Source organism: Pseudomonas sp. UTLPPB19802 (assembly GCF_059730225.1).
In genome coordinates, this window is record NZ_AP048545.1 from 3,700,501 (window position 1) to 3,723,968 (window position 23,468).

The 23,468-nt window shown below is 63.8% G+C and carries 20 protein-coding genes and 2 pseudogenes; 19 read left to right on the forward strand and 3 right to left on the reverse strand.

What is annotated here, in order from left to right; genetic code table 11:
• The first annotated feature begins 110 nt into the window (after positions 1-110).
• Positions 111-1,784 (forward strand): phosphoethanolamine transferase, encoded by a 1,674-nt coding sequence (locus tag AC6I6U_RS16485; RefSeq protein ID WP_497877111.1) that lies wholly within the window; start codon positions 111-113, stop codon positions 1,782-1,784.
• A 12-nt stretch (positions 1,785-1,796) separates the two neighbouring features.
• On the opposite strand, the pseudogene AC6I6U_RS16490 reads toward AC6I6U_RS16485, so the two are convergent.
• Positions 1,797-2,228 (reverse strand): annotated as a pseudogene (locus tag AC6I6U_RS16490) (sterol desaturase family protein); the annotation flags it as partial.
• A 292-nt stretch (positions 2,229-2,520) separates the two neighbouring features.
• Here AC6I6U_RS16490 and AC6I6U_RS16495 point away from each other — a divergent pair.
• The 3 genes and pseudogenes from AC6I6U_RS16495 to AC6I6U_RS16505 all read left to right on the forward strand — a co-directional run bounded on the left by AC6I6U_RS16495 (position 2,521) and on the right by AC6I6U_RS16505 (position 3,249).
• Positions 2,521-2,730, forward strand: coding sequence for a hypothetical protein (locus AC6I6U_RS16495; protein ID WP_497877112.1), 210 nt, complete (start codon positions 2,521-2,523; stop codon positions 2,728-2,730).
• Positions 2,730-2,993: pseudogene (locus AC6I6U_RS16500) on the forward strand (phage protein Gp27 family protein). Before AC6I6U_RS16495 ends, AC6I6U_RS16500 begins: the two are co-directional and overlap by 1 nt.
• 76 nt (positions 2,994-3,069) lie before the next feature.
• A complete protein-coding gene (locus AC6I6U_RS16505; RefSeq protein ID WP_497877113.1) occupies positions 3,070-3,249 on the forward strand; it encodes a phage protein Gp27 family protein in 180 nt (59 codons plus the stop codon).
• Between the two features lie 2 nt (positions 3,250-3,251).
• Here AC6I6U_RS16505 and AC6I6U_RS16510 read toward each other — a convergent pair whose 3' ends face one another.
• On the reverse strand, positions 3,252-3,719 hold the full coding sequence (locus tag AC6I6U_RS16510; protein WP_497877114.1) for a hypothetical protein: 468 nt from the start codon (positions 3,717-3,719) through the stop codon (positions 3,252-3,254).
• 56 nt (positions 3,720-3,775) lie between these two features.
• Here AC6I6U_RS16510 and AC6I6U_RS16515 point away from each other — a divergent pair, with 56 nt between their 5' ends.
• Both AC6I6U_RS16515 and AC6I6U_RS16520 read left to right on the forward strand, forming a co-directional pair.
• Positions 3,776-4,033 carry a hypothetical protein gene (locus AC6I6U_RS16515; RefSeq protein ID WP_497877115.1) on the forward strand — a complete coding sequence of 86 codons (258 nt, stop codon included), beginning with the start codon at positions 3,776-3,778 and terminating at the stop codon, positions 4,031-4,033.
• 383 nt (positions 4,034-4,416) lie between these two features.
• On the forward strand, positions 4,417-4,623 hold the full coding sequence (locus tag AC6I6U_RS16520; RefSeq protein ID WP_497877116.1) for a hypothetical protein: 207 nt from the start codon (positions 4,417-4,419) through the stop codon (positions 4,621-4,623).
• Here the strand turns inward: AC6I6U_RS16520 and AC6I6U_RS16525 are convergent.
• Positions 4,620-4,865, reverse strand: a complete 246-nt coding sequence (locus tag AC6I6U_RS16525; RefSeq protein ID WP_497877117.1) for a hypothetical protein — start codon at positions 4,863-4,865, stop codon at positions 4,620-4,622. The genes AC6I6U_RS16520 and AC6I6U_RS16525 overlap by 4 nt on opposite strands.
• A gap of 876 nt (positions 4,866-5,741) precedes the next feature.
• On the opposite strand from AC6I6U_RS16525, the gene AC6I6U_RS16530 reads away from it, so the two are divergent.
• The 13 genes from AC6I6U_RS16530 to AC6I6U_RS16590 all read left to right on the forward strand — a co-directional run bounded on the left by AC6I6U_RS16530 (position 5,742) and on the right by AC6I6U_RS16590 (position 23,461).
• Positions 5,742-6,251: a sigma-70 family RNA polymerase sigma factor gene (locus tag AC6I6U_RS16530; protein WP_497877118.1), complete on the forward strand. Its 510-nt coding sequence runs from the start codon at positions 5,742-5,744 to the stop codon at positions 6,249-6,251.
• Entirely contained in the window at positions 6,251-7,213 is a 963-nt protein-coding gene (locus AC6I6U_RS16535) for a FecR domain-containing protein (protein WP_497877119.1), read from the forward strand. Before AC6I6U_RS16530 ends, AC6I6U_RS16535 begins: the two co-directional genes overlap by 1 nt.
• 68 nt (positions 7,214-7,281) lie before the next feature.
• The gene (locus tag AC6I6U_RS16540) at positions 7,282-9,687 is read left to right on the forward strand and encodes a TonB-dependent siderophore receptor (protein WP_497877120.1); all 2,406 of its coding nucleotides are present in this window, start codon (positions 7,282-7,284) and stop codon (positions 9,685-9,687) included.
• A gap of 301 nt (positions 9,688-9,988) precedes the next feature.
• Positions 9,989-11,365: a diaminobutyrate--2-oxoglutarate transaminase gene (locus tag AC6I6U_RS16545; RefSeq protein WP_497877121.1), complete on the forward strand. Its 1,377-nt coding sequence runs from the start codon at positions 9,989-9,991 to the stop codon at positions 11,363-11,365.
• Positions 11,366-11,616: 251 nt separating this feature from the next.
• Positions 11,617-13,401, forward strand: coding sequence for an IucA/IucC family protein (locus AC6I6U_RS16550; protein WP_497877122.1), 1,785 nt, complete (start codon positions 11,617-11,619; stop codon positions 13,399-13,401).
• A complete protein-coding gene (locus AC6I6U_RS16555; RefSeq protein WP_497877123.1) occupies positions 13,394-14,617 on the forward strand; it encodes a type III PLP-dependent enzyme in 1,224 nt (407 codons plus the stop codon). Before AC6I6U_RS16550 ends, AC6I6U_RS16555 begins: the two co-directional genes overlap by 8 nt.
• A gap of 8 nt (positions 14,618-14,625) precedes the next feature.
• Positions 14,626-16,020: a DHA2 family efflux MFS transporter permease subunit gene (locus tag AC6I6U_RS16560; RefSeq protein ID WP_497877124.1), complete on the forward strand. Its 1,395-nt coding sequence runs from the start codon at positions 14,626-14,628 to the stop codon at positions 16,018-16,020.
• Between the two features lie 24 nt (positions 16,021-16,044).
• A complete protein-coding gene (locus tag AC6I6U_RS16565) occupies positions 16,045-17,925 on the forward strand; it encodes an IucA/IucC family protein (RefSeq protein ID WP_497877125.1) in 1,881 nt (626 codons plus the stop codon).
• Positions 17,919-18,692: an HpcH/HpaI aldolase family protein gene (locus AC6I6U_RS16570; protein WP_497877126.1), complete on the forward strand. Its 774-nt coding sequence runs from the start codon at positions 17,919-17,921 to the stop codon at positions 18,690-18,692. Before AC6I6U_RS16565 ends, AC6I6U_RS16570 begins: the two co-directional genes overlap by 7 nt.
• Positions 18,693-18,696: 4 nt before the next feature.
• Positions 18,697-20,565 (forward strand): IucA/IucC family protein, encoded by a 1,869-nt coding sequence (locus AC6I6U_RS16575; protein WP_497877127.1) that lies wholly within the window; start codon positions 18,697-18,699, stop codon positions 20,563-20,565.
• Positions 20,555-21,451 carry an ABC transporter substrate-binding protein gene (locus AC6I6U_RS16580; protein ID WP_497877128.1) on the forward strand — a complete coding sequence of 299 codons (897 nt, stop codon included), beginning with the start codon at positions 20,555-20,557 and terminating at the stop codon, positions 21,449-21,451. Before AC6I6U_RS16575 ends, AC6I6U_RS16580 begins: the two co-directional genes overlap by 11 nt.
• Positions 21,448-22,437, forward strand: a complete 990-nt coding sequence (locus tag AC6I6U_RS16585) for a FecCD family ABC transporter permease (protein ID WP_497877129.1) — start codon at positions 21,448-21,450, stop codon at positions 22,435-22,437. Before AC6I6U_RS16580 ends, AC6I6U_RS16585 begins: the two co-directional genes overlap by 4 nt.
• A complete protein-coding gene (locus AC6I6U_RS16590) occupies positions 22,430-23,461 on the forward strand; it encodes a FecCD family ABC transporter permease (protein ID WP_497877130.1) in 1,032 nt (343 codons plus the stop codon). Before AC6I6U_RS16585 ends, AC6I6U_RS16590 begins: the two co-directional genes overlap by 8 nt.
• The last annotated feature ends 7 nt before the right edge of the window (positions 23,462-23,468 follow it).

A 23,468-nucleotide genomic window follows, 5' to 3' on the forward strand; every position in this document is an offset into this window, starting at 1 on the left:
GCGCGAAGCATTTGGATACGGATCAACTGTAACAACCCGTTGCTCACTAAGACTGCATTAAGCTTCGCCGCCGATCTTGGGCGCCGCCCGATTCATTTGCGGACCTGCCCATGTCGATCTCCCTGTTGTCCTACCGCCCCGTGGGGCGCCCACGCGCCTGGCTCAACCTGCTGGGGCTGACTTCCCTCAGTTGCCTGCTGTTGCTGCTCGACGATTTCCTGCAACAACGCTTCACCGCGAACAACCGGGCCGAACTGGAACTGGCCTATGTCGTCACCCTCTGGCTGTTCAGCGCGGCCCTCTGGTTGTGCAACCTGCGCTACGTGGTATTGGCGATCCTCCTGCTGTTTGCCGCAATGCAGTTGCTGCAACTGGGCAACATCAGTTTTTTCGGCGAGCCCTTGAGTGCCATCGACCTGAAGGCCATGAGCGGCGACCTCGGCGAGGTACGGGCCGGCGCCTGGCATGGCCTGGCAGCGCACTGGCCGGTTTTGCTGTGTGTCGCGTTGCCCTATGCTGCGCTGATCTACCTGCACCTGAGGTTGCCGGGGCGGGTCGACCTGCCGGCCAGCCGCTGGGCGTTGCTGTTGATTGCCGTGGTGCTGTTGTCCAAACCCTATCGGGCCACCTACCGCAACCTTGACGCCTTTGTCCCGAGTGCCAGCCGCAGTGCCTTGCACAACAGCCTCAATACGTTTTCGGCCTGGTCGGTGCGCCTGGCCTTTCGGCCCGAGACTGTATTGCCGGCGACGCCATTCAAACCCTACCAACTGACTTCGATCCCCAGCAGTGCCAGGCACGTCTGGCTGGTGGTGGCCGATTCATTGCGCAGCGACCGCCTCGGGGTGTTCGGGTATGGGCGCGATACCACACCGAAACTCGGCCGATACCTGGAGCAACACCCGAGCGCCCTGGTACGTCCGGGCATTGCCGCCGGCGTCGCCACTGATGTCAGCCTGCCGTATCTGCTCAACCCGATCCGCGAACCGGGCCAGGACCGCCTGCTGCGCACCAACGAAACCAGCCTGTTCCGCCTGGCCCAGGTGGCCGGTTTCCGTACCTACTGGCTGTCGTCCCAGGAGTCCAAGCTGCTGGCGAACCTGGGCAGCCGCTACATGGATGTATCGATCACCCGCGAGGACCATCCGCTGCGCTTCCTCCAGCGCCAGGACCGGGCGCTGCTGGAGGTACTCGACCAGCAGCAGTGGGGCCCGCGCAATTTCGTCGTGCTGAACCTGCGCACCGCGCACCTGCCCTATGCCAACAACTACCGGCACGAGCGCCGGGCGATGCCCTGGCCGGACAGCGGCAGTGGCGGCCAGGCCAATGCCTACGACAACTCGGTGTACTACCTGGATTCGTTGCTGGCGCAGGTCGTCGAGGATTTCGACAAGCTCGAGGGCGAGCGCTACCTGATCATCACCGGCGATCATGGCCAGCGCCTGGGTGAGGATGGCCAGTGGGGGCATAACGACCTGGTGCCGCAGGTCAGCGATGTGCCGATGATCGTCGTTTCCCGCGAGGCACCCCCTGCGGCGCTGGAGGAGTTGACCCCGGAGCGCTGGATCAGCCATTACGAAGCGGGGCGCTGGCTGGCCGCGCGCCTGGGCACGCGCATCGACAACCCCAACCAGCGCGGCAACGAGTACTTCGTCCACGGCAAGCTGCTGTTCGGCGACAACTTCATCCAGCGTGTCTGCGAGTCGCCCGCGGGCCTGGTTCACCAGCCACCGCAGCAACTCAGCCGGCTGCTGCCGAAGCTGCCCGAGACACCCTGCGGCTGAGGTCTGTCAATCCTCGATCGGCTCCCAGTGCAGGGTGCCGAACAGGTAGTCCATCAGCGGCAGGACGATATTGAAGTTGCGCCCCTGCATCAGTTCGCGTCGATGGTGTAGCTCATGCAGCCGGCGCATCTGGCGGATCCACGGCAGGCGCGCCAGCGGATGACTGCCAGGCAGGTGCTCGCAGGCATGGAACGCCTCGTAGGCCAGGTAGCCGAGCAGGGTACCGCTGGCGAACAACCCGGCGACGTTGCTGTTGAACGGCAGGACGAGCAGCCACAACGGCAGGGCGAACGCCAGGCTGTGGAGTACGATCAGCCAGGCGGGAAACAGTACCACCCGCCAATCCTTGGCGGTGTCGCAGGTCATGTAGCCGGGGCCGAAGAAACTGTGATGGTCGCCGGTATGGCGGGCGTAGAACAAACGGGCGAAGGCCTGCTTGTGGTGCCGGTTTCGAAGAGCTTGCGAAGGACTCTGACCGGCTGCGCCAAGTCGAGCTTGGCCTTAAGGAGTTGCGCGGGGAAATGCCCCTGCATTACCTGCGCCGCGAAGACTGGGTGCGGAATCAAACCATCATCGAGTCCAAGCTCGACGGGCTAGCCCTCAAGCTTGAAAACGTGCCGCTCCGGGGAGCTAACCAACGAACATCGACCCATCCAAATTACGCCGCGAATCGCTGCGCTGGTACATCCTGCTCACCCTCAGCACCAGCCGCCCGGTCGACCCACATGAAGCCGTAGTGCTCTCGACGGTGCAGGGTATCTATCCCGACGCCACTGCGCTGGAGCTGCGTCGTGAACTGGACTACCTGGCCGACCGCTCGCTCGCAACCATCGTGAAGTCCCCAGCCGGGCCTTGGGTTGTGGGGCTCACGGCCCTCGGCGTCGACATCGCCGAATACACCGTGGGTTGCCACCCTGGCATTGCGCGTCCTGAGAAGTACTGGTAATGCCGCCGCGTAGCAAGGTCGCCGCGCTGCCGGCCGAGGTGAAAGCCTGGCTTGGTCAGTCGTTGGTCGAATCGAACTTCAGTGGCTACGAGCTGCTTTCCGCCGAGCTGGAGTCGCGTGGCTATTGAATCGGCAAGAGCGCGTTGCATCGGTACGAGAGCGAGTTCGAGGACAAGCTTGCTGCACTGCGAATGTCCAGCGAGCAGGCCAAGGCCGTAGTCCAGGCCGCCCGGATGATGAAGGCGCGGTCAACGAGGCCTTGATGCGCCTGGTGCAGGAGCACCTGTTCAAGCTGCTCATGGCCAGCGGCTATGAAAAAACAAGATCGACCTGCCCAAGGTGGCCAAGGCTGTTGCCGAGCTGGGCCGAGCGTCTGTCGTCCAGGCGAAATGGAAAGCCGAGGTCCGGGCCAAGGTCGAGGATGCGGCGAATCAGGTCGAGAAAATCGCTAAGAAAGGTGGCCTCAGCGCCAAGACGGAGGAAGAGATTCGCCGGGAAATTTTGGGGGTTGTCTCATGAGCCTACCAGCCTCTTATACGGGTCGGCACGTTCACTTTAGGCATGGGGGCCGTGGCAATCGCACTCTTGCATTTAGGGCAGGTTTTTATTCGGCCTCCCTGAAGGGTGACTGCTGTAGATGCAGTTTCCAAGCAAACGGTGCAGAAGAACCGGGAAGGCTCCGCGTCGACTTCGGTTTTCAGAATGTATGCAGAAGCCCCGGTCTGGAAGGCCTTGATAGTGTACTGCGCGATGACGTTCTTAGACTGATTCTCTTGCCCTTTTTCGGCCTCAAGTGCTTGAATCCTCTTGACCAGCTCCATCTGGTTGAGCTGTGCCTCAAGCAGCTTTTGCTGAAGGTCCATCAGGCTGTTGTTCAGCTCATAGACACGCTCGCGGATAATTCCTTCGTCGCGAATTGTGAGCAACGACTGACCGATTTCCTTCATCGCCTTTGCGCTTTCCACTGCACCTGCAAACCAGTCAATCATTTAGCACCTCTGCAACACATTGATGATGGCAATAGACTAGCATTCTGGAGGCGTGCATGAGCAGTCTGTCAATGTTGAGTGCTGCCGGGGTCGCTGCTCCGTCTGTCCTTCTGGAGTATCAAAAGGATTGGGTCAACATTCGCGTGCCTCTCAAGGTCGCCGAGAAGTCGCGCCGTATCGGCCTGACCTGGGCAGAGGCTGGCGACAACGTGCTTGTGGCTGCCGCAGAGAAAAAGGCCGGAGGCCAGACGGTCTACTACTTGGGCTACAACCAGGACATGACGGTCGAATACATCCAGGCCTGCGCAATGTAGTCGCGCGTCTTCAACTACGGGGCAGGCGAGATCGAAGAAGGCATTTGGCCTGATGAAGATCCAGACAAGCACATCAAGACCTTTACCATCTCATTCCCCAGTGGGCACCGCATTGTCGCGCTGACCAGTCGCCCGAGTAACTTGCGTGGTCGGCAGGGCGTGGTGGTGATCGATGAGGCCGCTTTCCATCAAGACCTTGCCGAGCTGCTGAAGGCAGCACTTGCGCTCTTGATCTGGGGCGGTGAGGTGCACGTGATCAGCACGCACGACGGCACCGAAAACGCATTCAACGAGCTTATCGAAGACATAGGGGCAACCGCGAGCGACCAGCCGCGCCGGTTCCGGCTGTTGTGCCGGATGTGGTGGATAGCCAGGTCGAAACGATGGAAGCGGCTGCCGCCGCGCCCATGGATGACATGGTGGAGGCAATGAAGGAGCTGTTGGAATCGGTATCAAGCCTTGAAGAGTTCCGCGACCGGCTGATCGAGGCCTACCCGGTGATGAACGCCGAGCAGCTCGCCAGCGCCATGGCTGATGGCTTGGCGGCGGCGAGTCTGGCCGGGCGATACGATGTACTCAGAGGGCTTTAGCCCAGCGGCTGGGTCACTATGTTTTGTTTTTTAAGCGATAGGAAATCGTCCTTGTACAGCTCAAAGGTTTTTGTGGCTGTTTTAACACTTACCACATCAGCTTGTTCGGTTACGACGTAGCGTCCTGCTGGAATGCTCTCTAGCTCTCCATCGACGTTAGGGCATTTGCAAGCTTTGAAATCGAAATAGAACCCCATCTTGAACTCCGGAATTGGTGAAAATGGCAGTGTCTCACGGCTCATTGCCGTTCAATGAGCAGATCGAATACTTCAGGGGCAAGACTAACCTCGCTTCTTGCGCATGGACAGATGCGTATGCCGTCGAGCACGACTGGGCTTTCGTCGTGGCCGGGGCAACCAAGCGCGATCTGCTGTCCGACATGCGCGGTGCGGTAAGGCCACCTGCTCGGCCTGGGTTTCTTGGAATGGCACTGGAACGGTCGCAGTGCGGGACAGCTTCAACGTTTCGAGCATTGCATATAACGGTGTGGGGGACTTCACAATCAACTTTGCCACCCCACTGGCAAGCCCGAACCACAGCTTCTGCTACACCGTGGGGGCGTCAACTCAATCAACGTGTCAAGTGGTGCCTCGGCGGCCCCCACGGTTAGCGCACTGCGGGTAACAAGCGTCAGCGCTGCTGGTTTGGCACCGGCGCAAATTTCGTCATGACGGATTTCCCCTACAACAGCGTTCAAACTTTCGGGGGTAAGTGATGGGTCTGCGCATCGTGTATCAAATCCCAGGCGAGCCAGTGGCTGCCATGACCCCATGTGAGTGTGGGCTGACCATTAAAGATATCTGTGTCAAGGACGTGCCCGCCGGTGTGGCTTTCTGAGTCGTGACAAGAAGCGGTGATCCCGCTTGACCCTGAGTCGCGCTTGAGCTGGTCACTCAACGTTGAGCAGTTGGGGCGCCGTCAGGCGTTGGGGGAGGTAAGTAGCTCTGCTATGCCTCGGTCCCACGATCAGCGGCGGTGCCAAATCCGCTGCAACGCGGTGCCAAATCCGTCGCGCGCTTACACCTGTTTGTAAGCGGTTGTACAAAAAGACTTGGTTTATGGATATAACACTAATTAGAATCAGTCTCATTTGATACTCCTCGCTCAGGTTCTCTCCCATGCTTGAAGCTACGACGCCCACGGAGCAAACCCTACACACGCTGTATCGCGATCACAGCAACTGGCTGGAAAGTTGGCTGCGGCGGCGCATGGGCAATGCCTGGGATGCCGCGGACCTGAGCCAGGACACCTTCCTGCGGGTGTTGTCCAGCTCGCAGCCGCTGGTCGACCTGCGTGAACCACGGGCGTTCCTGCTGACCGTCGGCAAGCGCTTGCTGAGCAACTTCTACACCCGCCGCAGCCTGGAGCAGGCCTATCTGGATGCCCTGGCGCAACTGCCCGAGGAAAGCGTGCCGTCGCCGGAGCAGCGCTGGGTGCTGCTTGAAACCCTGCAGGCCCTGGATGAACTGCTCGACGGGATGCAGGCGCCGGTGCGGCGGGCCTTTCTCTGGAGCCAGCTCGAAGGGCTGGGCTATCGCGAGATCGCCGAGCGCCTGCAGGTCTCGGAGCGCACGGTCAAGCGCTACATGGCCCAGGCCTACGAACACTGCCTGCTGGTGGAACTCTGATGCGTCCCGGCGTTACGCCCGAGGCCCGGGCCGTGGCCCGTGCGGCAGGGCAATGGCTGGCATTGATGGAGTCGGGCGCGGCCAACGACGACGATCGGCGCAAGTTGCAGCACTGGCGTGAAAGCAGCAGTGCCCATGAGTCCGCCTGGCAGAGGGCGCAACAGCTGCGCCAGCGTTTTTCCGGCTTGCCCACCGCATTGGCCATGGCTACCCTGGATCGTCCGGACGCGGGCCGGCGGGCTGTCCTCAAGCGCGCCCTCGGCGTGGCCGCGCTGGTGCCGGCTGCCTGGCTGATCAGTCGGCAGTTGCCACTGGATGTCTGGCGCGCCGACCAGCAGACCTCCACCGGCGAGCGCAGGCGCATTCCTTTGCCCGACGGCAGCACCCTGCAACTCAACACCGCCAGCGCGGTGAATGTCGACATGACGGCACGGCTGCTGACCCTGGTGCGCGGCGAAATGGCCCTCAAGGTTCCGGGCAGCAGTGCCTTGACCATCCAGGCCCCTTACGGGCGCATCATCGTCAGCCGCAGCGAAGTCTGCGTGCGCCTCAATGCCGAGGACTGCCGGGTGTCGGTTGTCAGCGGTTCGGTGCAGTTGCAGCCGTTGCAGGGGCCGGCCTTGTCGCTGGGCGAGGGCCAGGAAGTCAGCCTGCGTGCCTCCGGAGCAGGAGCGGTCGGCGCATTCGACGGGCAATTGCCCGGCTGGCGCGATGGGGTGCTCATGGCACAGAACCAGCCATTGGGTGACTTCCTGCGCGAGCTGGGCCGCTATCGCAACGGCTTGCTGCGCTGGGACCCGGCGCTGGAAACGCTGCGCCTGACCGGCAGCTTCCGCCTCGATAACACCGATCGCATCCTTGAATTGCTGACCGCCAGCCTGCCGCTGGAGGTGCACATGCGCACCCGCTATTGGGTCACCCTGGTGCCGCGCAAAAAAATCGCGGGAAAAAATATTGCCTGAAGGCTGTCCCTTTTTTTCACCTCGCCGGTCATTCCAGGTAAGTGAACAAAATACGAGAGCTTTCTCCCATGTCTGCAGTGCCCCCTTTGCGTTTGCGTCCGTTGTTGCGTTTCGGCCTTGTGCTGAGCCTCAGTTCCACACCGTTGCTGACTGTACCCGCCTGGGCGGAGAACGCTGTACGCCGTAGCTATGAAGTGCCGGCCGGCAGTCTCGGCGCGGCGCTTACCCGTTTCGCCGGGCTGGCGGGGGTCAACCTGTCGGTCGATCCGGCGCTGGTCAGCGGGCACAACAGCAATGGCCTGTCGGGCGAGTACGACGTGGAGGAGGGCTTCACCCGGCTGCTGCAGGGCTCCGGCCTGCAACTGGTGCCAGTGGGCAACCAGGCCTACACCCTGGTGCCGGCGCCGCAGGGCAGCGGCAGCATGCAGTTGCCGACCACTTCGATTCTCGGTGCCGATGGCGGCGCGGGCGGCCAGGCCTATGCCGGTGGCCAGGTCGCCCGTCGTGGTTCGCAGGGCCTGCTGGGCTCGCGGGACTTCATGGAAACGCCGTTCAGCATGACCACCTACACCAGCGAGGCGGTCAAGAACCAGCAGGCCCGCACCCTTGGCGACCTGATCGCCAGCGACCCTTCGGTGCGCGCCACCAACCCGGCCGGCGGGCGCTACGAGCAGTTCACCATCCGCGGTTTCAGCCTGTTCAACAGCGACGTGTCCTATAACGGCCTGTACGGCGTGCTGCCGACCTACACCATCGACATGGAAATGGCCGATCGGGTGGACATCCTCAAGGGGCCGACTCAGTTGATCAACGGTATCTCGCCGCGCGGCAGCGTCGGCGGTGGCATCAACGTGGTACCCAAGCGCGCCACCGACAAGCCGATCACCGAGTTCACCGGCAGCTACGCCTCCGACAGCCAGACCGGTGGAGCCGTGGACATCGGCCGGCGGTTCGGCGACGAGAACCAGTACGGTATCCGCTTCAACGGAGTGAAACAGTCCGGTGATACCACCTGGGATCATCAGGATGTCGATCGCCAGATGGCGGTGCTCGGCCTGGATTTTCGCGGTGAGCGCCTGCGCCTGTCGACTGACATCGGCCACACCGAGCGCGACACCGACGCGCCGCAGGAGCGGGTGCAGATCGGTGCCAACGCCAAGGTGCCCAATCCCAACGACGTGCACAAGAACTATGCGCAGGCCTGGAGCTGGGCGCACACCAAGGACACCTTCGGCACGTTGAACGGCGAATACGACCTCAGCGATTCGGTGATGGTCTATGGCGGTGTTGGCCTGCGCAAGAGCAATCACGACTTTCTGCGCCATGCCGTGCCGATCACCAACAATGCCGGAGATTTCACGGTCTCGCCGCGGGATTTCACCCGGGACGAGAACGTCCGTACCGCCACGATGGGCGTGCGCAGCTGGTTCCACACCGGCTCCGTCAGCCATGAACTGAACTTGGCCGCCAGCGATTTCTACATGGACTTCACCAACGGCGGGGCGCGTTATGCGACGGGCACCAGCAATCTCTACAACCCGGTGCAGACGCGGGATCCCCTGACCCCCACTCGCTACGACGACAAGGTCTATACCGAGAACCGCTTCAGCGGCGTAGCGTTGTCCGATACGCTGGGTTTTTTCGATGACCGTCTGTTGCTGACCCTGGGCGCGCGCTGGCAGCGAGTCCAAGTCGAGAGCTGGACCAAGGGCATCAAGGACGACACCGCCTACGATGAGGAAAAGGTATCGCCATCAGGGGGCATCCTGTTCAAGGCTACCGACGAGCTGTCGCTGTATGCCAACTACATGGAAGGCTTGAGCCAGGGCAAGATCGCTCCATCAGATTCGGTCAACGAGGACGAAATCTTCCCGCCTTTCATCAGCCGCCAGGTCGAGGTGGGTGCCAAGTATGACTTCGGTTCCTTCGCCCTGACCGCCGCAGCATTCCAGATCCGGCAGCCGGCTTATGAGACCAACAGCAGGTCGAAGATTTTCGGCCCGAACGGCAAGCGCCAGAACCGCGGTGTCGAACTGAGCGCGTTCGGCGAGCCGATCAAGGGCTTTCGCCTGCTCGGTGGCGTGATGTATATCGACAGCAAGCTGACCAATACCACCAACGGCACCTTCGATGGCAACCGCGCGCCGGCCACGCCTGAGTACAACGTCAACATGGGCGCCGAGTGGGACATTCCCGGCATCGAGGGGCTAACCCTGACCGGCCGCGGCATCTACTCCAGCTCGCAGTACCTGGACCAGGCCAACAGCAAGGAAATCGACAGCTGGGAACGGTTCGACGTCGGTGCCCGCTACGCCTTCAAGCTTGACGACAAGGCCATCACCCTGCGTGCCAGCGTCGAAAACGTCATGGACAAGCGCTACTGGAGTTCGGCCGGTGCCTCGGATGACAGCGAGCCTGGCTTGACCCTGTCGACGCCGCGGACCTATCTGCTATCGGCCACCGTCGGTTTCTGACTCGTGGGGTTTGCGCCAGGGATTGGCGCCTGAGGGTTTCCGCTCTGAGATTTGGAACGGATTACTTGAAAGATTGCAAGCTGGATATTGCTTTGAACATATAACGACACAAGTTTTTTATATTAAAGATGCATGGCATCTTTTTAATATTTCAAGTTTTCATGGCTTGGGTATTCGTGTGTCTGAATATTTATAGTTAATGCTCGAGAGTTTTGTGAAATTTTAATTATTCAGGAACTAAGCGTTGCGCTTGTCAGTCAGTGGTAATAGTTTGCATTCATAACTTAGGGAGGGCGGGCAGATGTTGAATGATGGCGTATTGCATTCCAATCCTGTGCAGCAAACCAATGCCGATTATCTGGCTCGTCAGGGCAAGTTCGAATCCAATGTGCGCAGCTATCCGCGCAAACTGCCATTGGCGATTGCCAAGGCCCATGGTGTCTGGGTGACGGATGTCGAGGGCAATACCTATCTCGACTGCCTGGCGGGGGCCGGGACCCTGGCACTGGGGCACAACCATGCGGCGATCATGGGTGCCCTGGACAGCTTCCTGTCCTCGGGACTGCCGATGCACACCCTCGACCTGACCACACCGGTCAAGGATGCCTTCAGCGAGGCCCTGCTGGGGCTGTTGCCAGGGCGGGGGCGTGACTATTGCCTGCAGTTCTGCGGGCCGTCCGGGGCGGACGCGGTGGAAGCGGCGCTCAAACTGGCCAAGACCTTCACCGGACGCAATACGGTCATCAGCTTCAGTGGCGCCTACCACGGCATGACTCATGGTGCGCTGGCATTGACCGGCAACACCGGGCCGAAGAACGCCATCGCCACGTTGATGCCGGGTGTGCAGTTCCTCCCGTTTCCGCACGAATACCGCTGTCCGCTGGGTATCGGTGGTGAAGCCGGGGCCGAGGCATTGGGCTACTACTTCAACCAGTTCATCGAAGACGTCGAAAGCGGCGTGTCGCTGCCAGCGGCGGTGATTGTCGAGGCGGTGCAGGGCGAGGGCGGGGTCAACAGCGCGCCGGCGAGCTGGTTGCGGCAGATCCGCGAGGTCACTCGCAAGCATGGCATCCTGCTGATTCTCGACGAGGTGCAGGCCGGCTTTGCCCGTACCGGGCGGATGTTCGCCTTCGAGCATGCCGGGATCGAGCCGGACATCATCGTCATGTCCAAGGCCGTTGGCGGCGGCCTGCCCCTGGCCGTGCTGGGGCTCAAGCGCGAGTTCGATGCCTGGTCGCCGGGCAACCACGCCGGGACCTTCCGTGGCAACCAGATGGCCATGGCCACGGGGTTGGCGACCCTGCGCGTGCTGCAGGAGGAGAATCTTGCCGCCCAGGCCGAAACGCGTGGCCAGTGGCTCAAGGAGCAGTTGCAGCTGTTGCAATCACGCTATCCGGCCATTGGCCAGGTCCGCGGGCGCGGGCTGATGCTGGGCATCGAGATGATCGATGAGCGCCAGCCGGCCGATCGTCTCGGCAGCTTCCCCGGCGATCCACAGCTGGCGGTGGCGATCCAGCAACACTGCTTCCGGCAGGGGCTGCTGCTTGAGCGCGGTGGGCGTAACGGCAACGTGATCCGCCTGTTGCCGCCATTGATCATCGATGATGAACAATGCGGGTTGGTGATCCAGCGCTTTGAAAAATCCCTCGCGGCGGCGCTGTTGCAAGTTCGCGACTGAAGTTGTTCGCAACACTGTTATCGAATATCGACAAACTCTGAAAACTGATCGTGGCGATATCAGGCGATACGGCTGGTTGTTGCCCGATTTTGGCAATCTGGAACAAGTTTAAATTTTGCAGGGTTTGTCGGTATGTTTATGTCGAGTCGTCTGTTTATGGAAAGAGACTGGCTGTTTTCTGGCAATGAATGCCACCTGTTGTCATTGCGACATCATGTAACCGGTGAGACTGCGGCTAATGTGGAGCAACCATGAATAACCCCGATCGTGCTGTTATTTCGAAAATGGTGAGTGAGCTGGCCAGTACTCGTGCCTTGCTCAATTGCCTGATCAAGGAGTTCGCGCTGCCCGAGAACTGCCTGCGCTATGAGTGGCCGCAGCAGATGCAGGGTATTGCTCCCGGCTGTTACCTGGAGGGCTTGGCCTGGAAAGGCATTCCGCTGACCATCAGCCTGCCCAACCAGCAGCAGTTCTTCGTCCTGGTGGACCGCCGCGATCGCCTCGGCAGCCACCGTTATCTGTCCGACGTCTATGCCCGGAAGGGGCAGGGCGCCTGGCATTGCCTGGCGTTTCCCGAATTCGTCGAGCAACTGCTGGCGGCCTGTGAACACATGACCAATGCGAGCAACGACGAGTTGCTCGACCAGGTCCTGCAGAGCCAGCACCTGACCGCGGCCATCGTCGCGCACAACCTTGACGGCCAGCAGCCGGCGCCCTTGAGCAGCTACCTCGCCAGCGAGCAGGGACTGTGGTTTGGCCACCCCAACCATCCGGCACCCAAGGCGCGCCTGTGGCCGGCTCACCTGGCCCAGGAAACCTATGCGCCGGAATTCCAGGCACGCACCGCGCTGCACCTGTTCGAGGTGCCGTTGACAGGCCTGCGGGTCACTGCCAACGGCCTCGACGAGGAGCAGGTGCTGGCCGGTTTCGCCGACCAGCGCCGGGCCCGGCCGGGTCATGCCATGCTGTGCATGCACCCGGTGCAGGGGCAGTTGTTCATGCAGGATCGTCGGGTCCAACGCCTGCTGGAACAGGGCGAAATCTTCGACCACGGCACCAGCGGTCCGCTGGCCAGCCCAACGGCGTCGATGCGCACCTGGTACATCGAGGGGCACGACTACTTCATCAAGGGTTCGCTGAATGTGCGCATTACCAATTGCGTGCGCAAGAATGCCTGGTACGAACTGGAAAGCACACTGATCATCGACCAGCTATTCCAGCGCCTGCAGCAGAACGAACCGCAGACCCTGGGCGGGTTGTCGACGGTGGCCGAACCCGGCTCCATGAGCTGGGCTCCCTGCCAGGCCGATGAGGCCGATGCACACTGGTTCCGCGAGCAGACCGGGGCGATCCTGCGGGAAAACTTCTGCCGCCGCGCCGGCGCCGAGCGCAGCGTCATGGCCGGCACGCTGTTCGCCCGTGATATCCACTCGCGTCCGCTGGTGCACGACTTCCTCCAGGGCTTCCATGGCCAGCCGCTGGAAGACAGCCACCTGCTGGACTGGTTCGAACGCTACCAGGCGCTGTTGTTGCGGCCGGTCATGGCGTTGTTCTTCAACCACGGCGTGGTAATGGAACCCCACCTGCAGAACACCGTGTTGATCCATGACGCCGGCCAGCCGCAACAATTGCTGCTGCGGGACTTCGAGGGCGTCAAGCTGACGGAGGAGTTGGGCGCGAGCCATCTTGAAGTCGGCCTGCACCCGCGGGTTCGCCAATCGCTGCTCTATTCCCGTGCCCAGGGCTGGAGCCGTATCAGCTACTGCCTGCTGATCAACAACCTGTCCGAGGCCGTGCTGGCCCTGAGCTGGGAGCGTGCGCACCTGGCGCCACGGATGTGGCAGCAGGTCGAGCGCCAGTTGCGCAGCATCCGCGAAGAGCTGGTCGGCCCGGCGCCGGAGCTCGATGCGCTGATCGCCGGCCAGCCGATCGCCTGCAAGACCAACCTCAAGGTCCGGCTGGCGGCCAAGGCCGACCGCCAGGCCGGCTACGTCAACCTGCATTCGCCATGGGGCGAGGAGGTGCGCTATGGCTGAGTTGCCCGAGACTATCCTGGGGGCGATCCGCGAGGCCCAGGCCATGAGCAGCGATCCGCTGGCCGCGTTCATCCACGACCTCGACGCCCTGGGCGAGCACGTACGCGAGGTGATGGCGGCACTGCCGGCCGGCGTCGAGCTGTACTACGCGATCAAGGCCAACAGTGAGGCGCCGTTGCTCGAGGTCCTGGCGCCACTGGTCAGCGGTTTCGAGATTTCCTCGGGGGGGGAGATCGAGCGGGTGATGGCTTGCTTGCAGCGCAAGCCCTATGTGTTCTCCGGACCTGGCAAGCTCGACTCCGACCTGCGCGCGGCGCTGGAGCATCAGGTCGAAGCGATCCATCTGGAGAGCCTCAACGAGATCGATCGTCTGCAGCGCCTGGCCAGCCAGGCTGGGCGGGTTCAGCCGGTGTTCATCCGGATCAACCCGCAGTTGCCGGCCACTCTGTCGAGCAAGCTGGCCATGGCCGGTACCGCCACCCCGTTCGGGATCGATGAGGCGGACCTGGCCCGTGCGGTGCAGCTGGTCGACAGCGCCAGTCACCTGAGCCTCAAGGGCTTCCATGTGCATGCCATGTCCCACCAGTTGTCGGTGGAGCGCCATGAGCAACTGCTGGATTTCTACCTGCAACGCTGGGAGCAGTGGAGAGCACTGTCGGCGCATCCGGAGCAACTGACCCATTTCAACGTCGGCGGTGGCATCGGCGTCGACTACCTGGGTGGGCAGCAGTTCGACTGGCAACGCTTCTGCCGCTACCTGGAACGCCGGCTGGCCGGGCAGCCCGGCGCCCCGGTGCTGCGCTTCGAGCCTGGACGCTTCATCAGCGCGTTCTGCGGCTACTACGTGATCGAGGTGCTGGACAGCAAGAGCAGCCACGGCGTGCACTTCCTGGTCTGTCGCGGCGGGACCCACCAGTTCCGCCTGCCGGCGGCGCAGAGTCACGATCACCCGGTGCTGCACCTGCCACGTGGCACGCCGGCGCCGGATGCCCGGGAGCGCCTGTACAGCGTGGTCGGCCAGTTGTGCACGCCCAAGGATGTGCTCAGCCGCGCCCGGCCCCTCAAGGGTGTCGAGGTCGGTGACCTGCTGGTACTGCCGCTGGCCGGTGCCTATGGCTACAACATCTCCCACGTCGACTTCCTCTGTCACCCCAGGCCGCCGCAGCTCTTCGTGCGCGACGGCGAACTGTCGCAGGGCGATGGCCCGTGGGCGTGAGGTGGGCGATGTCACGACGCTGGGTGGTGTTCAACGTGCTGCTGGGGACGCTGACGGTCAGCCTCAGCAACAGTTCGCTGAACCCGGCGCTGCCGGCGTTCATGAGCGTGTTCGGGATCGGCCCGCTGTTGGCCACCTGGATCGTTGCCGGGTTCATGACCAGCATGGGCATGACCATGCCGCTGACCAGCTTCCTCAGCCAGCGCCTGGGGCGCAAGCGCCTGTACCTGTGGGGCGTGGCGCTGTTCATCGGCGCCTCACTGCTCGGCGCCGTGGCCGACTCCATCAGCCTGGTGATTACCGCGCGGGTGGTGCAGGGCATTGCCAGCGGGCTGATGATCCCGTTGTCGCTGGCCATCATCTTTTCGGTCTACGCCAAGCCTGAGCGTGGCCGGGTCACCGGCCTGTGGAGTGCCGCGGTGATGTTGGCGCCGGCCCTCGGGCCACTGTGCGGCAGCCTGCTGCTGGAGTGGTTCAGCTGGCGCTCGCTGTTCCTGATGAACGTGCCGATCGGCCTGCTGGCACTGCTGCTGGGCGTCGTGGTGTTGCCCGATTCGGAACCTGCCGCGCGCCAGCCGTTCGACCTGGCTGGCTATCTGCTGATCGCGGCCGGTATCGGCCTGCTGATGGTCTCCATCAGCGGCTTGCGCCATGCGACCACGCTGCTCGATCCGCTCGACCTCGGCATGCTGCTCGCCGGTCTTGGCTGCCTGGCGGCATTCGTCCGGGTGGAACTGAGCCGCAAGGCGCCACTACTGAACCTGCGCATCTTTGCCCTGCGGGGTTATCGCCTGAGCGTGGTGATCGCCGTGGTGCAGTCGGTGGGCATGTTCGAGTGCCTGGTGCTGCTGCCGCTGCTGGTGCAGGTGGTCTTGGGTTACAGCGCGATCTGGACCGGCTTGGCGCTGCTGTGCACGGCGGCGTTCGCCAGCCTGTTCGGGCAGATGGGCGGGCGCATTCTCGACCGCCACGGTCCGCGCACGGTGGTGGCCTGCGGCTTGCTGCTGACCGGTCTGTCGACCCTGGCCCTGGGGCTGCTCAAGGCGGATGCCGCGATCGCCGTGGTGTTCGGCCTGATGATGGTGCGCGGGGCCGGCCTGGGCCTGTCCTACATGCCGGTGACCACCGCCGGGCTCAATGCGTTGCCCGAGCCGATGGTCACCCAGGGGGCGGCGATGAACAACATTTCCCGGCGCCTGGTGGCGTCCCTGGCCATCGTCATTGCCTCGCTCTGGCTGGAGTGGCGCGTGGGGCCGACGGGCGAGGCGACGAGCCCGGCGGCCATCAGCGAGGTGTTCATTGCCACCGGCATCCTGATCCTGCTGGCGCTGCCCTGTGCCTGGCGCTTTCCGCTGCACGACGAGACGGCCGAGGCCCAGCCCGGCGCACTCGAACAGCGATAATTTCTTTCGACTCAAGGTACGGATATGACGACTTTCGAATTGGCGACTGCTGAACTGGTGAAAACGTCCATCGGCAACCCGGCCAGCGGTGCCTGGCTGGCCACGGTCGACCCACGTTGCCGGGAAGCCGTGCAGCGGCGGGTGGTGGGGCAACTGCTGCAGACCCTGTTGTATGAAGCGGTACTGCCCTATGAGGCGCAACCGCTCGACGCTGGCCGGCATCGCTTTACCGTACGTGGCCGCGATGCCCGGCAGGCACAGGTGGAGTACCACTGCAACGGCCTGCTCAGCGACAGCTTCGAGGTGATTCGCCTCGAACATGCGAGCCTGGAGCGGGTCGACGCCAGCGGGCAACGCAGCACGCCGGACCTGCACCAGGCCCTGGCGGAATGGCTTGGCGAGTTCCGTGACAGCCCGCACCTGGGGCGTTTCATCCATGAGCTAGAGCAGACCCAGCTCAAGGACCTGCAGGCCCGCAGCCAGGGCTACGCCGCCGCGGTGCCGGCCCACGAGCTGGACGTGGATGCCCTGGAGCAGCACTTCATGGACGCCCACAGCTATCACCCCTGCTACAAGTCGCGCATCGGTTTCTCCCTGGCGGACAACCTGCGCTACGGACCGGAATTCGCCACGCCGATCGCCGTGGTCTGGATCGCGCTGGCCAACCAGCGGGCGGCGGTCAACCACTCGCAGTCCATCGATTTTCCGGCGTTCATTCGCCAGGAACTGGGAGCCGCGCGTTGGGACGAAGTGGCCCGGAGCCTGGCCGAGCAGGGCCGCAGCATCGACGACTACCAACTGATGCCGGTGCACCCGTGGCAGTGGGAGAACACCATCGTCCCGACGTTCTACCCCGAATTGCTCAATGGCGAACTGATCTACCTGGGTGCCTCGGACGATGTCTACAAGGCCCAGCAGTCGATCCGCACCCTGGCCAACGCCAGCGTCAAGGAGCGTCCGTACGTCAAGCTGGCGATGAGCATGACCAATACCTCCAGCACTCGCATCCTGGCCCGGCACACGGTGATGAACGGACCGATCATCACCGACTGGCTGCAGCAGCTGATTGCCAGCGACAGTACGGCCAAGGCGCTGGATTTCGTCATCCTTGGTGAAGTGGCCGGGGTCAGCTTCGACTATGACGACCTGGCCGAATCCCGGGCCGGGCAGACCTACGGCACCCTGGGCGCGATCTGGCGCGAAAGCCTGCACCAGTACCTCAAGGCCGACGAGCAGGCGGTGCCGTTCAATGGCTTGAGCCACGTGGAAAACCGCTATGGCGAGGGTGCGCAGGTGCCGTTCATCGATGCCTGGATTCGCCAGTACGGCTTGCAGGCATGGACCCGGCAACTGCTGCAGGTCAGCGTGCCGCCGATCATCCATATGCTTTATGCCGAGGGCATCGGCATGGAGTCCCACGGCCAGAACATCGTATTGATCACCCGGCAGGGCTGGCCGCAGCGCATTGCCCTCAAGGACTTCCACGACGGCGTACGCTATTCGCCGGCGCACCTGGCCCGCCCCGAACTGTGCCCGACCCTGGTGCCGCTGCCGGCCAGCCATGCCAGGCTCAATCGCAACTCGTTCATCATCACCGATGACGTCGAGGCGGTGCGCGACTTCTCCTGCGACTGTTTCTTCTTCATCTGCCTGACCGAGATGGCGATCTTCCTGCGCCAGCAGTACCAGCTGGACGAGGCGCTGTTCTGGCAGATGACCGCCGAGGTGATCCTCGCCTATCAGGCCGAGCATCCCCAGCATCGCGAGCGCTTTGCCCTGTTCGACGTGTTCGCGCCGAGCTACGAGGTCGAGGAACTGACCAAGCGCCGCCTGCTGGGCGACGGCGAGCGGCGCTTCCGCTCGGTGCCCAACCCTCTGCATGCCCACAGGCCGCAAGCATGCTGAGGACCAACCAGCTCAAGCAGAAATTGCAGGCGGGCCAGACGGTCTACGGCCTGATCAGCTCGATCCCGGCGGCGGCGGCCATCGAGCTGATCGCCGAGGCCGGTTTCGACTTCGTGATCATCGACATGGAGCATGTACTGATCAATCCGGAAACCGTCGAGCACATGATTCGCACCGCCGAGTCCTACGGCCTGACGCCCCTGGTACGGGTCGCCGACCTCAACCCCAAGACCCTGCTGCGCCTGCTCGATGGCGGCGCCCAGGGCATCGTGCTGCCGATGATCGAAAGCCCGGAACAGCTGGCCGAGGCCATCGCTGCCTGCAAGTACCACCCATTGGGCCGGCGCAGCCTCAATGCCGGGCGTCCCGGTGCCTTCGGCAAGCACAGCCTGGCGCAGTACGTCGGCGAGGCCAATGCACAGATCATGCTGGTGGCAATGATCGAGAGCGCCGAGGGCGTGCGTCGTGCTGCCGAGATCGCTGCGGTGCCGGGCCTGGACATGATCCTCGAAGGCGCCGCCGACCTGTCGCAATCGCTGGGCATGCCCTGGCAGATCGACCAGCCCGTCGTCCAGCAGGCGCTGCTCGACAGCTGGCAGGCCGCACAGGCCGCTGGCGTGCCGTATTGCACCATTCCCCGACAACCCGGCGATGCCGCCCGTTGGCAGGAGCGAGGCGTGCGCGCCTTCGTTCTCGGCGACGAGCGTGGAATTGCCTTCCGGGCGCTGCAGGCGCGCCTGGCGACTCTTTCTGCAGAAGGAAAATGACTCGATGAACTTTACTTCACGCGCCGCCGATCTGGTGATGCAGGATCTGGTCGACTGCCTGTTGGCGGAAGACTTCTTTGGTAGCGAACCGCTGAACCTGGTGGACACCGCCCACTGGCAACAGGCCCAGCCACAAGCACCACTGCTGGCCGAAGCGAGCCCGCAGCAGCGCATCTGGGACTGGTGCTGCGATGCGGCGGAACAACGCTTCATCAGCATCGCCCTGCGTCCGGGTATTACCCAGCAGTGGGAGATCGTGCCGGGCAGCCCGGTGCTGGCGCGCCAGGGTGAGAACTGGACCCGGCTGTCGCCCGAGGACTTCATGCAGCGGGTATTCGCCGGCCTGGCGCCGCGCCTGGAGGACAATGAAAAGGGCCTGGCGCTGTTTCTCGAGGTGCTGCGCATCAGTGTCTGGCAGACCGCGCTGTCGCTGGACCACCGTATCGACCACCGGAACCTGATGGCGCAGGACGGCGCAACCTTTTTCCGCACCATGGAACAGTGGGCATCGCTGCGTGATCGTCCCTACCACCCGCTGGCGAAGGCCAAGCAGGGGCTGGACGAGGGCGAATACCGGCGCTACCAGGCCGAGTTCGCCCAGCCGGTGAACCTGCACTGGGTCGCCGTGGACAAGGCCCTGCTGCAATGCGGCGACGGGGTAGGGGACGTCGAACAGTCGTTCCCGGCGCGCTACCTGTTGCCGGAGCACCTGCAGGCCGAGCTGGCGCAGGAACTGCGCGGCCTGGGCCTCGAGCACAGCCACGTGGCCCTGCCGGTCCATCCCTGGCAGTTCGAACATGTGCTCGAGGCCCAGCTGGGTTCGGCATTCGAGCGCGGCGACTGCCGTCGCCTGGCGTTCCGGGGCGCGCCGGTGTTCGCCACCTCGTCGCTGCGTTCCATGACCCCGTGCTTCCCGAGCGCCGACTACCTCAAGTTGCCGATGGCGATCTACTCCCTCGGGGCTTCGCGCTACCTGCCGGCGGTGAAGATGATCAACGGCGGGCTCAGCGAGAACCTGCTGCGCCAGGCACTGACTCGCGACGATACCCTGGCGCGCTCGCTGCACCTGTGCGACGAGGGCAAATGGTGGGCCTTCATGCCGCCCGAGGCGACGCTGTTCGACGAGGCGCCACGGCACCTGTCGGCGATGGTCCGCAGCTATCCGGCGGCCCTGCTCGACGACCCCGAGTGCCGCCTGCTGCCGATGGCCGCGCTGGGGACGCCGCTGCCGGACAGCGACCGGCATTTCTTCGACGAGTGGATGGACTATCGCCAACTGCCACGCAACCAGGCTTCGGTGTTGACCCTGTTCCGCGAGTTGAGCCACAGCTTCTTCGATATCAACCTGCGCATGTTGCGCATCGGTATGCTCGGCGAGGTCCACGGGCAGAACGCGGTGCTGGTGTGGAAGGCCGGCCAGGCCCAGGGCCTGCTGCTGCGCGACCATGACTCGCTGCGCATCTTCGTCCCGTGGCTGGAGCGCAATGGCATGGCCGACCCGGTCTACCGGATCAAGAAGGGCCACGCCAACACCCTCTACCACGAGCGTCCCGAGGACCTGCTGTTCTGGCTGCAGACCCTCGGCATCCAGGTCAACGTGCGGGCGATCATCGACACCCTGGCGCAGGTCTATGCGGTGCCGGTGACGGCGCTCTGGACGGTGTTGCGCGATGTGCTCGAAGGCCTGCTGGAGAGCATCGAGTTCGACGCCGAGGCGCGGGCAATGATTCGCCGCCAGTTGTTCGAGGCTCCGCGCTGGCCGCAGAAACTGCTGCTGACGCCGATGATCGCCCGTGCGGGTGGCCCCGGCAGCATGCCATTCGGCAAGGGTGAAGTGGTCAACCCGTTCCACAGGTTGCGCCGTGAAGCCTGACCTGTCCCTGCCACCTTCCAGGCGCACGGTGTTGCGCCTGTCCCTCGGCCTGCTGGCTCTGCCGACGCTGGTACGGGCCGACGGCACGCGGCTGGTCACCCTGTTCCAGGGCGCCAGCGATTGTGCCGTGGCCCTCGGGTTGACCCCGGTGGGCGTGGTCGACTCGCCCACCGAGAAACCGACGTTCCGCTACCTGCGTCCGGCCCTGGCCGGTGTCGCCCATGTCGGCCTGGAAACCCAGCCGAGCCTGGAAGACATCGTCCTGCTCAGGCCGGACGTGATCGTCGCCTCGCGCTTTCGCCACCAGCGTATTGCGCCGCTGTTGGAGCGAATGGGCAGGGTGTTGATGCTTGAAGAAGTCTTCGAATTCAAGCGCACCCTGGCGCTGATGGGCGCCGCGCTCAATCGCCAGCAACAGGCCAGCGAGCTGCTGGGGCAGTGGCAGCAACGGGTCGCACAGTTGCGTGAACAGTTGCAGGCGAAGTTCGCCGGGCGCTGGCCGCTGACCGTCTCGGTGCTGGATGTGCGCGAGGACCACGTGCGCAGCTACCTGCCGGGCAGCTTTGCCGGCTCCGTGCTCAGCGAGCTGGGGTTCGACTGGAACCCGGTGGCCCGCGGTGCACATGGCACCTACATGAAACTTACCAGTAAAGAGAGCTTGCCCGTGGTCGATGCCGACCTGTTTTTCGTGTTCCAGCGCTCCGACAGCCAGACCGTGCAGCGCAACTATGAGCGCCTGGTGCATTACCCCTTCTGGCAGCACATGCGTGCGGCCCGGGATGGCCAGGTGTGGCGGGTCGACAGCATCGCCTGGAGTTTTTCCGGCGGTATCCTGGGTGCCAACCAGATGCTTGATGACATCGCGCGGGTGGTGGCGTCCTCATGAGTCGTGGTTCGAAACTGACCCTGGCGGTCGTTGTGATGCTGTTGTCCTGCCTGTTGAGCCTGGCGGCGGGCGCCACCTGGATTCAACCGGCGCATCTGTTGAATGGCTGGCTGCACGCCGGCAGCCTGACGGCTGGCGAACAACTGATCGTCAGCACCCGTCTGGCCCGCACGCTGATGGCGATCGCGGTGGGTGCCAGCCTTGCGGTCGCCGGGGCGCTGATGCAGGCGCTGACGCGCAATCCGCTGGCTTCGCCGGGGCTGTTCGGGGTAAATGCCGGGGCAACCTTTGCGATCATCCTCGGCTCGTCGTTGCTGGCCCTGTCGTCCATGCAGCAATGGCTGTGGTGTGCGTTTCTCGGGGCGGCCCTGGCCGGGGCGCTGGTGTGGCTGATCGGCAATCGCGGCGAGAGCAGTCTCAGCCCGTTGCGTATCGTGCTCGCCGGGGCGGCAGTGACTGCACTGTTCTCCGCTTTCAGCCAGGCGTTGCTGGTGGTCGACGAGGAGGGCCTGGACACGGTGCTGTTCTGGCTCGCCGGTTCGCTCTCCGAACGTGAGCTGGCGATGGCCGCGCCGTTGCTGGTCGGCGTGGCGTTCGGCCTGTTTGCTGCCTGGCTGCTGGCCGGGCAGGTCAATGTTCTTGGTGCCGGTGAAGCGATTGCCACCGGGCTCGGCCAACGCACCGGGCTGATCCGCCTGCTGATGAGCGTGTTGATCGTCGGCCTGGCGGGCAGCGCGGTGGCGCTGGCCGGCAGTATCGGCTTTATCGGTCTGCTGGTGCCGCACATGGTGCGCAAGAGCCTGTCGGTCGACCATCGCTGGCTGCTTCCGGGCTGCGCGGTGCTGGGCGCAACGCTGCTGTTGCTGGCCGATACCCTGTCGCGGGTGGTGATCCTGCCGCAGGAAGTACCGGTAGGGGTGATGACTGCGCTGTTCGGGGCACCGTTCTTCATTGCCCTGGCTCGACGGGGGGCACGCCATGGCTAGACCAGTGACCCTGCGCCGGGGCAGTTTTTCCCGGCAGCTCGATCTCGGCAGCCTGGCCCGCCTGGGAGTGGCGCTGCTGCTGACCCTGCTGGTGATGCTCGGCGCACTGGCGCTGGGCAAGATCAACCTGTCGCCGCTGACCGTGTTGCGGGTGCTGGCGGGTGCCGACGATCCCGGCCTGGCCTTCATCGTCGAGCAACTGCGTCTGCCGCGACTGGTACTGGCAGCCCTGGTGGGCTCGGCGCTGGCGGTTTCCGGGCTGATCCTGCAGAGCATCATCCGCAATCCGCTGGCCTCGCCGGACCTGCTGGGTATCACCAGCGGTGCCAGTGCGGCAGCGGTTGGCTACCTGTCGTTCTTCTCGCTGGCCCTGGGCTCGCAGTTCCTGCCTCTGGCGGCGATGGCCGGTGCCGGCCTGGCCGCGTTGGCCATCTACCTGCTGGCCTGGAAGCAGGGCACCTCGCCGCTGCGCCTGGTGCTGATCGGTGTTGGCGTTTCGGCGTTGCTGGCGGCGGTGACCACCTTCCTGCTGGTGTTCAGCCCGTTGACCACCACCCTGTCGGCCTACGTCTGGCTGACGGGTAGCGTCTACGGCGCCAGTTGGCCGGAGCCGCGGGCACTGGCCTGCTGGCTGCTGGCGATCTTGCCGCTGCTGTTCTGGCTGGCCCGGCAAGTGCGGGTGCAGCAACTGGACGACGACCTGGCCCAGGGCATCGGCGCCCGGGTGCAATGGCTGCGGGCTGGCCTGCTGCTGGTCAGCGTGGCCCTGGCCGGTGCGGCAGTGGCCTGGGGCGGGGCGATTGCCTTCGTCGGGCTGATCGCCCCGCACATCGCCAAGCGCCTGATAGCACCGGGGTTTGCCGGGCAGGCGTTGATGTCGGCACTGGTCGGCGCCAACCTGGTGATGCTGGCCGACCTGGTCGGGCGCACGCTGTTCCTGCCCCTCGACCTGCCGGCGGGTATCTTCGTCGCGGTGCTCGGCACACCGTTCTTTCTCTATCTCCTGATCAACCAGCGGCACTGAGGAATTG

What these genes read in the sequence shown, in the direction of transcription:
- AC6I6U_RS16485 (WP_497877111.1), top strand. Translation starts at nt 111, where the DNA reads ATGTCGATCTCCCTGTTGTCCTACCGCCCCGTGGGGCGCCCACGCGCC.
- AC6I6U_RS16510 (WP_497877114.1), bottom strand. Translation starts at nt 3,719, where the DNA reads ATGATTGACTGGTTTGCAGGTGCAGTGGAAAGCGCAAAGGCGATGAAG.
- AC6I6U_RS16515 (WP_497877115.1), top strand. Translation starts at nt 3,776, where the DNA reads ATGAGCAGTCTGTCAATGTTGAGTGCTGCCGGGGTCGCTGCTCCGTCT.
- AC6I6U_RS16520 (WP_497877116.1), top strand. Translation starts at nt 4,417, where the DNA reads ATGGAAGCGGCTGCCGCCGCGCCCATGGATGACATGGTGGAGGCAATG.
- AC6I6U_RS16525 (WP_497877117.1), bottom strand. Translation starts at nt 4,865, where the DNA reads ATGAGCCGTGAGACACTGCCATTTTCACCAATTCCGGAGTTCAAGATG.
- AC6I6U_RS16530 (WP_497877118.1), top strand. Translation starts at nt 5,742, where the DNA reads ATGCTTGAAGCTACGACGCCCACGGAGCAAACCCTACACACGCTGTAT.
- AC6I6U_RS16535 (WP_497877119.1), top strand. Translation starts at nt 6,251, where the DNA reads ATGCGTCCCGGCGTTACGCCCGAGGCCCGGGCCGTGGCCCGTGCGGCA.
- AC6I6U_RS16540 (WP_497877120.1), top strand. Translation starts at nt 7,282, where the DNA reads ATGTCTGCAGTGCCCCCTTTGCGTTTGCGTCCGTTGTTGCGTTTCGGC.
- AC6I6U_RS16545 (WP_497877121.1), top strand. Translation starts at nt 9,989, where the DNA reads ATGTTGAATGATGGCGTATTGCATTCCAATCCTGTGCAGCAAACCAAT.
- AC6I6U_RS16550 (WP_497877122.1), top strand. Translation starts at nt 11,617, where the DNA reads ATGAATAACCCCGATCGTGCTGTTATTTCGAAAATGGTGAGTGAGCTG.
- AC6I6U_RS16555 (WP_497877123.1), top strand. Translation starts at nt 13,394, where the DNA reads ATGGCTGAGTTGCCCGAGACTATCCTGGGGGCGATCCGCGAGGCCCAG.
- AC6I6U_RS16560 (WP_497877124.1), top strand. Translation starts at nt 14,626, where the DNA reads ATGTCACGACGCTGGGTGGTGTTCAACGTGCTGCTGGGGACGCTGACG.
- AC6I6U_RS16565 (WP_497877125.1), top strand. Translation starts at nt 16,045, where the DNA reads ATGACGACTTTCGAATTGGCGACTGCTGAACTGGTGAAAACGTCCATC.
- AC6I6U_RS16570 (WP_497877126.1), top strand. Translation starts at nt 17,919, where the DNA reads ATGCTGAGGACCAACCAGCTCAAGCAGAAATTGCAGGCGGGCCAGACG.
- AC6I6U_RS16575 (WP_497877127.1), top strand. Translation starts at nt 18,697, where the DNA reads ATGAACTTTACTTCACGCGCCGCCGATCTGGTGATGCAGGATCTGGTC.
- AC6I6U_RS16585 (WP_497877129.1), top strand. Translation starts at nt 21,448, where the DNA reads ATGAGTCGTGGTTCGAAACTGACCCTGGCGGTCGTTGTGATGCTGTTG.
- AC6I6U_RS16590 (WP_497877130.1), top strand. Translation starts at nt 22,430, where the DNA reads ATGGCTAGACCAGTGACCCTGCGCCGGGGCAGTTTTTCCCGGCAGCTC.